This is a genomic window from Hahella sp. NS-SX17 (genome assembly GCF_057367735.1).
The window spans coordinates 1,411,378-1,424,242 of the sequence record NZ_CM170632.1 but is presented as its reverse complement, the minus strand read 5'-3'; the positions used below and the strand labels follow the sequence as shown (position 1 = coordinate 1,424,242).

The window sequence follows — 12,865 nt, the reverse complement described above, 5'->3', positions numbered from 1 at the left end:
CAGCTCCCTGCGCGTCGCCTGACGCAGGCCGTCCGGGCCTGACGCGTAAACAAACGGTATTTAATCCGCCGGGTGAAACGGTTTGCCCAGCGATACCGGCGCATAGAGCTTCACTCTGGCTTTATCCGAAGACAGCATCACCAGCACCACGATGGTCGCCAGGTAGGGCATAATCGCCAGCAGATTCGGCGACACTGAAAAGCCCAGCCCCTGCGCCACCAGATGCATGATGCTGAACGCGCCGAACAGATACGCCCCCAGCAACACCCTCTCGGCCTTCCAACTGGCGAACACCACCAGCGCCAGCGCAATCCAGCCGCGCCCGGCGGTCATGTTTTCCGCCCACAGCGGCGTATAGGCCAATGATAAATAGGCGCCCGCCAGGCCCGCCATGGCGCCGCCGAACATTACCGCCAGATAGCGAATCTTGAACACTGGCAGTCCAGTGGCTTTGGCGGACTGCGGCGACTCGCCCACCGCTTTCAGCGCCAGTCCGGCGTGGGAGCGGTTCAGAAACAGGTAGACGCCGAGAAAGAGTCCGAATGAAAGATAGACCAGAGGGTCATGACTGAACAGAATGCGGCCAATAAAAGGAATGTCCGAGAGCAAAGGAATATGCCAGGGCTGAATGCCTTCCAGCGGCGTCCCCACATAATCGCTGCCGACGAAGGCGCTAAGACCGGCCCCGAATATGGTCAGAGCCAGACCTGTGGCGACCTGATTGGCGCTCAGATTAAGCGAGATGAATCCGAATAACAGCGACATGAGCAGTCCCGCCGTCATGGCGAAGGTGACGCCCAGCCACAAGTTGCCGGTTTCCAGCGCTGCGATAAAACCGATCACCGCGCCCATCAGCATCATGCCTTCCTGACCCAGATTAAGCACGCCCGACTTTTCACACACCAGCTCGCCCAGCGCGACAAGAATCAGCGGCGTGCCCGTGCGCACGGTGGCGTACAGAATATTGACTATCAAATCGTAATCCATGGCGGCGCCCCGTTATTGCGAGTGAGTGGATAATTTTGCGTCTGCGCCGTTCACCAGCGCCGCAGAAGAAGGCTTGCGCATCGTGCTGAAACGCGGATTCAGGCGGATGCGGTATACGATCAGCACATCGCAGGCCAGCAGGAAAAACAGCAGCATGCCTTGAAACAGCCCCGTCAGCGCCAAGGGTAGATTCAGTTCAATCTGCACCAGCTCGCCGCCGATATAAATCAACGCCATCAACATGCTCGACAGGAGAATGCCCACAGGGTGCAGACGCCCCAGAAAGGCGACGATGATCGCCGCATAGCCGTAACCCGGTGAGACCTGCGGGACTACCTGACCAATCGGCCCAGTCACCTCACACACGCCGGCCAAGCCAGCTAGAGCGCCGCTCAAAAGCAGCGCCAGCCACACCAGGCGGCGTTCTTTGAAGCCGGCGAAATGGGCGGCGCGGGTATCCAGCCCCAACACCTTGATCTGAAAGCCGACAAAGGTTTTGCTCAACAGCACCCATACCGCCACCAGGGCGAACAAAGCGAAAAGGATGCCGATATGCATGCGGCTGTCTTCCAGCAACAACGGCAACGTCACGGCTTCCGTGAACAGGGCGGACTCGGGGAAATTGAACCCGCCGGGATCTTTGAGAGGCCCATGCACGCTGAACAGCAACAGGTTCAGCGCAATGTAGTTGAGCATGATGGTGGTGAGAATTTCGTTGGTGTTGAAGTGGGTTTTCAACAAGGCGGGAATCGCCGCCCAGGCCATACCCGCCAGCGCCCCCACCAGCAACACAAGCGGCAAGGCGAATGCGGAATCGCTTTCCAGAAACTGCAACGCCATAGCCCCGCCGACCAACGCGCCGAACAGGAGCTGCCCTTCCGCCCCGATATTCCAGACCTTGCCCCGAAAACACACCGCCAGTCCCAGGGCGCACAGCATAATCGGCGCGGCTTTCACGCCCAGTTCAGTCCAGCCGTACAGGTCCGACACCGGCGCGATAAAAAAGGTGTAAAGGGTTTGTAATGGATCTTTGTCCAACGCCCAGAACAGAATGGAGCCGGTAATCAGCGTCAGCGCCCCCGCCAGTATGGGAGAGAGATACGCCATCCAGCGGGAGTCGTCCACACGACGCTCCAATTTAAATATCATTGCCCGGCCCCCTTCGATAACAAGTCTGCTTCGTTATGCTCTCTCATCCTTCAGGCTCCCACCGCCTGCTGAGGCGCAGGCTGCGACGACTCCAGAAAGTCGCCGCCCATCCAGCCGCCCACTTCAGCAATAGTGGTATCCCTGGTCGCTTTAATCGGCGAGATCTTGCCCACATACAGAGCGCACAGCCGATCACTGATGGCGAAGAGTTCGTCCAGATCCTCCGACACCACCAGAATAGCCGCGCCACGGTCACGCAGCTCGATCAATGCTTTGTGAATCGCCAGGGCGGCGCCCACATCCACCCCCCAGGTCGGGTGCGCAGCGATCAGGAGCTTCGGGTTTTGAAGAATTTCACGGCCAATGATGAACTTTTGCAGATTGCCGCCTGAGAGGCATTTGGCGTGGGTTTCCGTGTTGGGAGCTTTGACGTTGAAGCGGGTGCGCACAGTTTCCGCAAATTTGCGCACCGCCGGCATGCTGATCAGCCCCGCCCTGGTCAGTCCCTGGAAATAGCCGGTCAACAGTCCGTTCTCTTTCAGGCTCATATCCGGCACGGCGCCGCGGCCCAACCGCTCTTCCGGCACAAAGCCCACGCCCAGTTTGCGGCGTTGCCCAGACGTCATCGCCGCCACGGGTTGCGTCAACAGGCGGATCGCCGCCGGGGTGTCCAGAACGACCGTTTCGCCGCTGAGCGCCGCCAGCAACTCTTCCTGGCCATTGCCGGCCACTCCCGCCACGCCGAGAATTTCACCGGCTTTCACGGTAAAGCTGAGGGACTCCAGATTGACGCCGAAAGGGTCGTCCGTCTTCACGGACAGGTTATCCACAATCAGGTAGTCCTCGCCGCCTTCGGTTTTCTCGTGCTCCGCATGCACCGGCGTATCGTCGCCCACCATCAGGCGGGCGATGCTGTGATTGGTTTCTTCCGCGGGAACACAGTGGCCGCTAACGCGTCCCGCCCGCAAAATCGTGGCGTTGTCGCACAGCGCACGTACTTCATTTAACTTGTGGCTGATAAACAGAATGCTGCAGCCTTCCTGAGATAACTGCCGCAGCGTAGCGAATAGCTGGTCGACCTCGTGGGGCGTCAACACCGAGGTCGGCTCGTCCAGAATCAACAACTTGATGTCCTGCAGCAGGCAACGCACGATTTCCACTCGCTGACGTTCGCCTATAGATAAGGTATGCACCAGACGATCCGGATTCAGCGCCATGCCGTACTTGCTGGACACCTCGCTGATGCGGCGGGACAAGGCGGCGCGATCGCGCACCTGCTCTTTCGGCAGGCTGAGAGAGATGTTCTCCGCGACAGTGAGCGTTTCAAATAACGAAAAGTGCTGGAACACCATCCCGACGCCCAAGCGACGCGCCGCCGCAGGATCGGCGATCTCCACTGGCTCGCCTTCCCAATAAATAACGCCGGCGTCTGGCCGGGTGACCCCGTAGATAATTTTCATCAAGGTGCTTTTGCCCGCCCCATTCTCGCCAAGAAGGGCGTGCACTTCGCCAGGACGGATGTTTAGATGAGCGCGATCATTGGCCAGGCAGCCTGGATACTGCTTGGTGATTCCCTGTAGCTGCAGCCGGTAATCCTTACTCGGCGGAGGAAGATCAATATCGATTGTCATGCGCTGCCAAGCCTCTTTGGAATATTTCTGCTGTTTTTATTCTGTCCGGCTCCGGGGTCTGACGCCGGCCCAGGTCAAACAGGGGCCGCATCATCAACATAAACCCCGGCAATTTCAACCGCCCAAACACCGCGAATGACGCGGGCTCAGACTGCTTATGCCGGTTTGCGTTCATTCCGAATGCAAATTTTTGGCCAATTGGTCAGTTTTTTATTATTTGACCAATTGATCAACTTTGGCAAAACATTTGCTAACCTTACATCGACGCCAAAATCCGCCTAATGTTCGATCAGATCTGACTTGAACTATAGGTTGACCGAATTTGTATGTAAATAATAACCTGACCATGTAGACAAGTTTTTTAAAGGGCGTAAGCTATAAGGACAGGCGTGAGAAACCAGCGACTGTCTGCGTATAAAATTAAGCGGCGTCATGTGGACGTTATAACAAAAAATTTTTAGTAAGCTGTATATAAAAAGATCAAGGTACGCCACGGTGATTCGATTTTTACTCAACGACGACGCCTTAGAGCTCGACAACTTTGACCCGGATTTGACCATTTTAGAGTTCTTGCGCACCAATAAGGGGCTAACCGGAACCAAAGAGGGCTGCGCATCCGGCGACTGCGGCGCCTGCACCGCAGTGATCGCCACAGAAGAGAACGGCGCATTAACCTACCGCTCCATCAACACATGCATTACCTTCCTGGGCGGCTTGCACGGCAAACAACTCATCACCGTTGAATATCTTAACCGGCGCGGAAGCCTGCACCCCGTACAACAGGCGATGGTCGATCAACATGCATCCCAGTGCGGCTTTTGCACCCCCGGCTTTGTGATGTCTCTGTACGCGCTTTATCAGCACAAACAGCAAAAGGCGGATACACGGGCTTGCTCACGCCAGGAGGGAGAGGCTTATCTTGCCGGCAACCTGTGTCGCTGCACTGGCTATCGCCCTATTCTGGACGCCGCCAGCCAGGCAACGTCTCCTGAACAACTGGCGCAGATAAGAGAAAATGAAGCCGCCATCTGCGCCAGACTGGCCGCGATCAAGACGCAAGGCCCCGGCTCCGTCACTCGTGATGAACCGGGCGGCGCCAAACATTTCCACCTGCCTGAGTCGCTCGACCAGCTCGCCCAATTTTACGACGCCGCGCCCAATGCGCGTTTGCTGGCCGGCGGCACCGACCTGGCCCTGGAAGTCACTCAGCAGCTGAAGCAAATCGACAACATTATCTATGTCGGCGCTGTCGCAGAGATGAATACTCTGAGCGTCGGCGACGACACGCTGGAAATCGGCGCAGCCGTCACTTACGAGCGCGCCATGTCCGCGCTGACGCAGGAATATCCCGATATGGAGCCCTTCCTGGAACGCCTGGGCTCAATGCAGGTGCGCAACCAGGGCACCTTGGGCGGCAATATTGGCAACGCCTCCCCTATTGGCGACATGCCGCCCGTACTACTGGCTTTAAATGCGGAATTGACGCTGCGAAAAGGCGACCAGAGTCGTCGGCTTCCCATCGATCAGTTTTTCCTGGACTACAAGAAAACAGCGTTACAGCCCGGCGAGTTCATTGCATCGATCAGCATTCCCCGCGCTCAAGCAAACGCCAAACTGCATCTGTATAAAGTCAGCAAACGACTGGAGGACGATATTTCCGCCGTGTGCCTGGCGTGTTATGTCCAAATCGAGAACAAGAAGGTGGCGAATATTCGCCTGGGCGTCGGGGGGATGGCCGCCATCCCCAAGCGCGCCACGCTCGCCGAGCAGGCCATGCTTGGCCAACCCTGGACGCCGGACACTATCAGCGCCGCTCAGGCTGCCATAACACAGGAGTTCTCTCCTTTGAGCGATGTCCGCGCCAGCGCCGACTATCGCAGCAAAGTGGCTGCGAACCTGTTGCAGCGGTTGTATATTGAAAGCGCCGATGGGGCGGTGGCGACGAGGGTATTTCACTATGCGTGATCTGTTGAACAAACTCGGCAAACCACTTGAGGTCAAGCTGGATAGCGCCGCCTCAGCGCAATCCCAGGCTCCGACGACCCAAGGCTCTCCCAAAACCAGCCGCGACGCCAAACATGACAGCGCCCACAAACATGTGGCCGGCGCCGCTCAATATATCGACGACCGTTTTCCTCACGCGGGACAACTGTATGGCTGCGTAGGCAAAAGCCCACACGCTCACGCCCGCGTCATTTCCATGAATCTGGACAAAGTCCGCGCTGCGCCGGGCGTGCTGTGCGTGATTACCGCCGACGACATACCCGGCCACCTAGATATCGGCCCGGTATTCCCCGGCGATATGTTGCTGGTTAAGGATAAAGTGGAATTCGTCGGTCAGCCCCTGTTCGCTGTCGCCGCGGAAAGCCATAGCGCCGCCCGCCGCGCCGTGAAACTGGCGGAGGTTGAGTATGAAGTATTGCCCGCAACCCTCAGTATTGAAGACGCCCTGCAACAACAACTGTTTGTGCGTCCGCCTCATCAGATGCGCCTAGGCGAGCCGGAAGCGGCGCTCGCCAGCGCGCCCAACCGGTTAAGCGGCGATATCGAGGTCGGCGGACAGGAGCATTTTTATCTGGAAGGCCAGATTTCCCTGGCGATTCCAGATGAAGACGGCGGCATGCAGATTTTTTCTTCCAGCCAGCACCCTTCGGAAGTGCAGAAACTGGTGGCGGAAGTACTCGATGTTCCCTTCAACCGCATTACTGTTGACGTGCGTCGCATGGGCGGCGGTTTCGGCGGCAAAGAGACTCAGGCTGCGCCCTGGGCCTGTCTTGCTGCGGTACTGGCGCGCAAAAGTGGCCGACCGGTTAAATTCCGCCTCAGTCGCAGCGACGATATGGAAATGACTGGCAAGCGTCATCACTTCCATAACCACTTTGACGTAGGTTTTGACGACGAAGGCCGTATATTGGGCGCCGACATTACCGTCAACGGCCTGTGCGGCTACTCACCGGACCTGTCCGACGCTATCGTCGACCGCGCCATGTTTCATGCCGACAACGCTTACTACTTGGCTAACGCCAATATTCTCGGCAACCGCTGCAAGACCCATACGGTGTCCAACACGGCGTTTCGCGGCTTTGGCGGGCCTCAGGGGATGATGGCGGCGGAAGCCATGATTGAGGCAATCGCCCGCCGCGTCGGCAAAGATCCGGTGGAAGTGCGTCTGTTGAACTACTACCGGGAAGATCATGAGCGCTATGACTTCAAGCAATGCGGTTATGACATCACGCCCTACCATCAGAAAGTAGAGCAGAACCTCATTCCGCCAATGACTCGCAAGCTGATGGCGGATGCGAACTACCACGCCCGTAAAACGGCCATTCGCGCTTTCAATGCGTCCAGCCCGATCTTGAAAAAGGGTCTGGCGCTGACCCCAGTGAAATTCGGCATTTCCTTCACCGTACAGCACCTGAATCAGGCTGGCGCGCTGATTCATATTTACACCGACGGCAGCATTCACCTGAACCACGGCGGTACGGAAATGGGCCAGGGCCTGTACACCAAGGTGGCTCAGATCGTGGCGCAGGAATTCCAGGTCGATATGGACCATATCGTCGTCTCCGCCGCACGCACGGACAAAGTGCCCAATACTTCGCCAACGGCCGCGTCCTCGGGCACCGACTTGAACGGCAAGGCGGCGCAAAACGCCGCGCAGAAACTCAAGGGCAGACTGATCGAGTTCGCCTGTGAGCAATATCAGGTGACGCCAGAGCAGGTTTACTTCGCGGACAATAATGTCCATGTGGGTGAAAAGGCGTTTCCGTTCGCCGAGTTCATCCAGCAGGCTTACATGGGCCGTGTGTCTCTGTCCGCCACCGGTTTCTACAAAACGCCGAAGATCCATTATGACCGTGACACCGCGTCGGGCCGTCCTTTCTTTTACTTCGCCAATGGCGTCGCCGCTTCGGAAGTGGTCGTCGACACCTTGACCGGGGAATATAAAGTGCTGCGGGCGGACATTCTGCATGACGTGGGCAAATCGCTGAATCCCGCCATCGACATTGGCCAGATTGAGGGCGGCTTTATTCAGGGCATGGGCTGGCTCACCACTGAAGAAGTGTGCTGGGACGCCAATGGTCGTCTGCTCAGCAACAGCCCGGCGAACTACAAGATCCCCACCCTGGGAGATCTGCCGGAAGTGCTGAATGTGGAATTATTGCCGAATGAGCCCAATCGCGAGGAAACCATTTATCATTCCAAAGCGGTAGGCGAACCGCCGTTCATGCTCGCGATGTCGGTCTGGTGCGCGCTTAAGGATGCAATTTCCAGCCTGACCGACTACCGCATTGACGCGCCGCTGCATACCCCAGCGACGCCTGAACGGGTATTGGCGGCGGTAGAGGCGACCTTGAGCGCCTCCAAGGGAGAGTAAGCCATGTATAAGGAACAATGGTTCGAAGTCACCCAGCGGCTCAGTCGCGCTGGGCGGCCTTTCGTGCTGATCACGCTGATCGGCGCTCGCGGCTCTACGCCCCGGGACAGTGGAACCAAAATGGTGGTGTCCGCCGACGCCACCTTTGACACCATCGGCGGCGGCCACCTGGAGTTCAAGGCCACCGCCATCGCGCGGGAGATGCTGGCCAGACAGGATTACAGTCAGCGCATGGAGCATTTCCCTCTGGGCGCCAGTCTGGGCCAGTGTTGCGGCGGCAGCGCCACCGTTCTGTTTGAAGCCTTTGCGCCCTGCCCCACGCAGATCGCACTATTCGGCGCCGGCCATGTCGCCAAAGCGCTGGTGACAGTCCTGGCGGAACTGCCGGTGCAAGTCACCTGGATCGACTCCCGGGAAGAGCTGTTTCCTGAAACGCTTCCCGCCAACACCCATAAACGGGTGGACGCCTATCCCTGCGATGTCATTGACGATCTCCCAGATAACCTCTATTACCTGATTCTGACCCATAATCATCAACTGGATTACGATCTGGCGGAGAAGATCCTGCGCCAGGACCGCTTCGCGTATCTGGGGCTGATCGGCTCAGCCACCAAGTGGGCGCGCTTCCGCCAGCGCTTTGACTATCGCGGCGTGGACGCCAGTCAGGTCGAACGCGTGAGCTGTCCCGTGGGCCTGTCCGCCGTCCCCGGCAAGCAGCCGATGGAAGTCGCGGTGTCTATCGCCGCTGAGCTGATCGGCTTGTATCACACCTCCACGCAGCCCACACAACAGGGCGTGGCCTGGAAAGACATCAAAAGCTGGGCCGCCGATCAGGCAGAGCCGCGGGACGCCAGCGACACGGACTCTTCAACGTCAACGCAAACATCCTCAGGAGAGACTTTATGAGTGGCGTCGCCATTCGCAGCCGCAGAGTGATCACCGATCAGGGCATGCAGCCCGCAACGGTGCTGATCGCTGGCGGCAAAATCGTGGAAGTGCAGCCTTATGATATGTCGATAGACGCCGACTACGAGCTGGTGGATGTCGGCAATGACGTGGTGATGCCCGGCCTGGTGGACACTCACGTGCATATTAACGAACCCGGCCGCACGGAATGGGAAGGCTTCAATACCGCCACCCAGGCCGCCGCCGCTGGAGGCATTACTACCCTGGTGGACATGCCGCTGAACTGCATCCCGGTCACCACCACCGCCGACGCCTTTCGCATCAAACTCGATGCGGTGTCCGACAAGCTCTGGGTCGACTGCGGCTTCTGGGGCGGGGTCGTGCCGGAAAATATCGATGAGCTGCCTGCGCTGCTGGACGCAGGCGTGCTGGGCGTAAAATCGTTTCTGATCGACTCCGGAATCGATGAATTTCCGCCAGTGACGGACAGCGACGTCAAACGGGCCATGCCAATATTGGCGCGCTACGGCGTTCCCTATCTGATTCACGCAGAGCTGGATAAAGAGCACAGTCCGCCGCCGGCAATCGGCAATAGTTATCAGAGTTTCCTCGCTTCGCGCCCCAAAGCCTGGGAAAACGACGCTATCGACCTGATGATCAACGCCGCCCGCGATTTCAAAGCGCAAGGCGTGGACTGCAAAGTGCATATCGTACACCTGTCATCCGCCGAGGCGCTGGCCGCCATCGGCGACGCCAAGGAGTCGGGACTGTCTTTCACCGTGGAAACCTGTCCCCACTACCTGACCCTGTTCGCCGAAGCCATCCCAGATGGCAAAACACTGTTCAAGTGCTGCCCGCCCATTCGTGAAAACGACAACCGCGAGCACTTATGGCAAGCCCTGGAGCAGCGACTGATCGACTTTGTCGTGTCCGACCACTCTCCCTGCACGCCGCAACTGAAAGAGATCGACAGCGGCGATATCGAAAAAGCCTGGGGCGGTATTTCCGCCCTCCAGTTCAGTCTGCCGCTGGTATGGCATGAAGCTCACCAACGGGGCTTGTCGCTGCCTTTTATTTCCCGCCTGATGAGCTGGGAAACCGCCCGCTTCGCCGGGCTGTCCCATCGCAAAGGTCGTCTGGCCCCGGGATATGACGCGGACGTCTTGGTATTTGACGACCATCAAGCGGTCACCATCAGCAAGGACATGATCAAGCACCGCCACAAGATTACGCCTTATGAAGGCATGCAGGCCACCGGCGCCATTCGCCAGACCTGGTTACGCGGACAATGTATTTACAAGGACGATCAGTTTATCGGCGCCGCCAAAGGCCAGCCGCTGCTGAGAGAAAGCAAAGCAGGCTGAGCGCGGACGCAATGAACGACATACAACAACGATTAACCTCTACACTTATTTTGGAATTCTCTGTATGAGTCACGCCATCGATTTTGAACTGCCCTATCCTGGCGCCCTTAACCTGGCGGCCGAACGCCTGGGAACCCAGGTGTTGTCTTGCAGCGACGACTTCTTCGCCTCCAAGGACAACCTGATCAAGTCCGGACGCGGCATTTTCATCGCCGATAAGTACACGGATAACGGCAAATGGATGGATGGCTGGGAATCACGACGTCGCCGCGACGGCGGTTACGACTGGTGCACCCTGCGCCTCGGCGCGCCCGGACGCATTGATTTTATCGACGCCGATACTAATCACTTTCGCGGCAATGCGCCGGCGTCAGTGTCTCTGGACGCCTGTTACTGTCTGGGCGAACCAGACGCCAACACACAGTGGACGGAGATCCTGCCAAAAACCAGCGTTAACGCTCACAGCCAAAACCTGATCAAGGTGGACAGCGCCGACAACTGGACCCACGTGCGCTTGAACATTTATCCCGACGGCGGCGTCGCGCGACTGCGAGTTTACGGCTCTCCCCAGGTGGACTGGTCACGCACCCTGCCCGGCGAGCTGGTGGATCTGGCCGCTATCGCCAACGGCGGTCGCGCGCTGTTGTGCAGCGATATGTTCTTCAGCGACATGCAAAACCTGCTGATGCCCGGACGCGGCGTCAATATGGGCGACGGCTGGGAGACCAAACGGCGTCGCGGCCCAGGCTACGACTGGCTGATCATGCGTCTGGCCGCTCCCGGCGCTTTGCAGAAAGTCATCGTCGACACCTGCCACTTCAAAGGCAACTATCCTGATCGCTTTTCTCTGGAAGGCGCCGTGGCGGCGGACTCAAACACGACGGACGCAGACAGCCTGAAAGCCCTGGACTGGCGAGCCATCATTCCAGAAACCAAGCTGCATGCGCATCGCGAACATCTGTTCATGGACGAAATCCAGGACAAAGCCACCGCGTTCACCCATCTGCGCTTGAATATTTATCCTGACGGCGGCGTCAGCCGCCTGCGCGTGCTGGGGTATCCCAAATGAGCCAGGTCACCCTAGAACAACTCAACGCTATACCGGAGCAGACGGCGCAGGCGACTTTCCTGACCTGTTGCAGCAGCGAAGCCTGGGCGCGGGGCATGACGGCGGCGCGTCCATTCGCCGAGCCAACGGCTGTATACGACACCGCCGACCGCATCTGGGCGGGATTGACGGAACAGGATTACCTGGAAGCCTTCGCCGGCCATCCCAAGATCGGCGACGTTAATTCACTGCGCGCCAAGTACGCTCATACTAAAACCCTGGCCGCCGGCGAGCAGTCCGGCGTCAACAGCGCCGACGAGGATACCTTGCAGCGCCTGGCCGCTGGAAATCAGGCTTACGAAGAGAAATTCGGCTTTATTTTCATTGTCTGCGCCACCGGTAAAAGTGCGGCGGAAATGCTATCGCTGCTGGAGGCGAGACTGCCCAACGCGCGTAGCGAGGAAGTCATAAACGCTGCGGAAGAGCAACGTAAAATCACCCGCATCCGCCTGGAGAAACTGCTATGAGCCAAATCACCACTCATGTTCTGGACACCGCCCAGGGCAAGCCCGCCGCCGGCGTTCCTATTCGCTTCTTTGCTTTTGTCGACGACGACTGGGAACAGATCGGCGGCGGCGAAACCAACGCCGACGGCCGCCTGCCCAATCTATTGGAAGAAAGCGTGGTGCTGCCGGCGGGTCGTTATCTGATGGCCTTCGATACGACGGCGTATTTCAAAAAACTTACGCACACACCCGGTTATCGTGGTCCTGAAACCTGCTTCTACCCCTATGTGGACGTCGTGTTTGAAATCAGCGGCGATGGCGAGCACTACCATATTCCTCTGCTGCTCTCACCCTATGGCTACTCCACCTACCGGGGCAGCTGAGATGCCCGCGCGTCGCTTACGTCCGCAACCGTTGACTCGTGAAGCCTTCGCGCCCTACGGCGACGTCATTGTCGCCGACGCCGGCAGTGAACATTTCACCATCAACTACGGGCAGACGGAACGTTATCACAGTCTGGCGACGGTGGATGTGGCGGAGTCCGATGGCGCGCCCATTATCAGCCTGTTTCGTTCCACGCCCTTAGCGCAGCCGGTCGCCATCCGCATCATGGAGCGGCACCCGCTGGGCAGCCAGGCGTTCTACCCATTGAGTCCCCGTCCCTATCTGGTAGTGGTGGCGCCGCCTGGAGACTTCGACGCAGACAACGTGGAAGCCTTCCTGGCGCAACCGGGACAAGGCGTGAACTACCACAAGGGCGTCTGGCATCACTATTGTCTTGCGCTGGAAGACGTTAGCGACTTTCTAGTTGTGGACCGCAAAGGACCGGGCAATAACTGCGACGAAGTCGAACTGCCCAACGCGCCTTGGACAATTGATTTATAATCCGTTGATTT

The 12,865-nt window shown here is 58.3% G+C and carries 11 protein-coding genes; 8 read left to right on the top strand and 3 right to left on the bottom strand.

Going from position 1 to position 12,865, the window contains the following annotated elements; translation table 11 throughout:
- Positions 1–60: 60 nt before the first annotated feature.
- From AC2IBB_RS06425 to AC2IBB_RS06415, 3 genes are read right to left on the bottom strand one after another with little or no spacing between them, the layout of a single operon-like run.
- A complete protein-coding gene (locus tag AC2IBB_RS06425; protein ID WP_486332072.1) occupies positions 61–987 on the bottom strand; it encodes an ABC transporter permease in 927 nt (308 codons plus the stop codon).
- 12 nt (positions 988–999) lie between these two features.
- Positions 1,000–2,136 carry an ABC transporter permease gene (locus AC2IBB_RS06420; RefSeq protein WP_486332071.1) on the bottom strand — a complete coding sequence of 379 codons (1,137 nt, stop codon included), beginning with the start codon at positions 2,134–2,136 and terminating at the stop codon, positions 1,000–1,002.
- Positions 2,137–2,186: 50 nt separating this feature from the next.
- Positions 2,187–3,767: an ABC transporter ATP-binding protein gene (locus AC2IBB_RS06415; RefSeq protein ID WP_486332070.1), complete on the bottom strand. Its 1,581-nt coding sequence runs from the start codon at positions 3,765–3,767 to the stop codon at positions 2,187–2,189.
- A gap of 495 nt (positions 3,768–4,262) precedes the next feature.
- On the opposite strand from AC2IBB_RS06415, the gene xdhA reads away from it, so the two are divergent.
- The 8 genes from xdhA to AC2IBB_RS06375 all read left to right on the top strand — a co-directional run bounded on the left by xdhA (position 4,263) and on the right by AC2IBB_RS06375 (position 12,854).
- On the top strand, positions 4,263–5,732 hold the full coding sequence (gene xdhA, locus AC2IBB_RS06410) for a xanthine dehydrogenase small subunit (protein ID WP_486332069.1): 1,470 nt from the start codon (positions 4,263–4,265) through the stop codon (positions 5,730–5,732).
- Complete coding sequence (gene xdhB, locus AC2IBB_RS06405) at positions 5,725–8,145, top strand: xanthine dehydrogenase molybdopterin binding subunit (RefSeq protein WP_486332068.1); 2,421 nt, start codon at positions 5,725–5,727, stop codon at positions 8,143–8,145. The genes xdhA and xdhB overlap by 8 nt, the downstream gene beginning before the upstream one ends.
- A 3-nt stretch (positions 8,146–8,148) precedes the next feature.
- A complete protein-coding gene (gene xdhC / locus AC2IBB_RS06400; protein WP_486332067.1) occupies positions 8,149–9,051 on the top strand; it encodes a xanthine dehydrogenase accessory protein XdhC in 903 nt (300 codons plus the stop codon).
- Complete coding sequence (gene allB / locus AC2IBB_RS06395) at positions 9,048–10,415, top strand: allantoinase AllB (protein ID WP_486332066.1); 1,368 nt, start codon at positions 9,048–9,050, stop codon at positions 10,413–10,415. The genes xdhC and allB overlap by 4 nt, the downstream gene beginning before the upstream one ends.
- A 64-nt stretch (positions 10,416–10,479) precedes the next feature.
- Positions 10,480–11,484 (top strand): allantoicase, encoded by a 1,005-nt coding sequence (gene alc, locus AC2IBB_RS06390; protein WP_486332065.1) that lies wholly within the window; start codon positions 10,480–10,482, stop codon positions 11,482–11,484.
- Positions 11,481–11,990 carry a 2-oxo-4-hydroxy-4-carboxy-5-ureidoimidazoline decarboxylase gene (uraD, locus tag AC2IBB_RS06385; protein WP_486332064.1) on the top strand — a complete coding sequence of 170 codons (510 nt, stop codon included), beginning with the start codon at positions 11,481–11,483 and terminating at the stop codon, positions 11,988–11,990. The genes alc and uraD overlap by 4 nt, the downstream gene beginning before the upstream one ends.
- Positions 11,987–12,352 (top strand): hydroxyisourate hydrolase, encoded by a 366-nt coding sequence (gene uraH, locus AC2IBB_RS06380; protein ID WP_486332063.1) that lies wholly within the window; start codon positions 11,987–11,989, stop codon positions 12,350–12,352. The genes uraD and uraH overlap by 4 nt, the downstream gene beginning before the upstream one ends.
- Position 12,353: 1 nt before the next feature.
- A complete protein-coding gene (locus tag AC2IBB_RS06375) occupies positions 12,354–12,854 on the top strand; it encodes an ureidoglycolate lyase (RefSeq protein WP_486332062.1) in 501 nt (166 codons plus the stop codon).
- Positions 12,855–12,865 lie beyond the last annotated feature (11 nt).

Bases quoted from the DNA above. Each gene is read 5' to 3' on its own strand.
- AC2IBB_RS06425 (WP_486332072.1), bottom strand. From the start codon at position 987: ATGGATTACGATTTGATAGTCAATATTCTGTACGCCACCGTGCGCACG.
- AC2IBB_RS06420 (WP_486332071.1), bottom strand. From the start codon at position 2,136: ATGATATTTAAATTGGAGCGTCGTGTGGACGACTCCCGCTGGATGGCG.
- AC2IBB_RS06415 (WP_486332070.1), bottom strand. From the start codon at position 3,767: ATGACAATCGATATTGATCTTCCTCCGCCGAGTAAGGATTACCGGCTG.
- xdhB (WP_486332068.1), top strand. From the start codon at position 5,725: ATGCGTGATCTGTTGAACAAACTCGGCAAACCACTTGAGGTCAAGCTG.
- xdhC (WP_486332067.1), top strand. From the start codon at position 8,149: ATGTATAAGGAACAATGGTTCGAAGTCACCCAGCGGCTCAGTCGCGCT.
- allB (WP_486332066.1), top strand. From the start codon at position 9,048: ATGAGTGGCGTCGCCATTCGCAGCCGCAGAGTGATCACCGATCAGGGC.
- alc (WP_486332065.1), top strand. From the start codon at position 10,480: ATGAGTCACGCCATCGATTTTGAACTGCCCTATCCTGGCGCCCTTAAC.
- uraD (WP_486332064.1), top strand. From the start codon at position 11,481: ATGAGCCAGGTCACCCTAGAACAACTCAACGCTATACCGGAGCAGACG.
- uraH (WP_486332063.1), top strand. From the start codon at position 11,987: ATGAGCCAAATCACCACTCATGTTCTGGACACCGCCCAGGGCAAGCCC.
- AC2IBB_RS06375 (WP_486332062.1), top strand. From the start codon at position 12,354: ATGCCCGCGCGTCGCTTACGTCCGCAACCGTTGACTCGTGAAGCCTTC.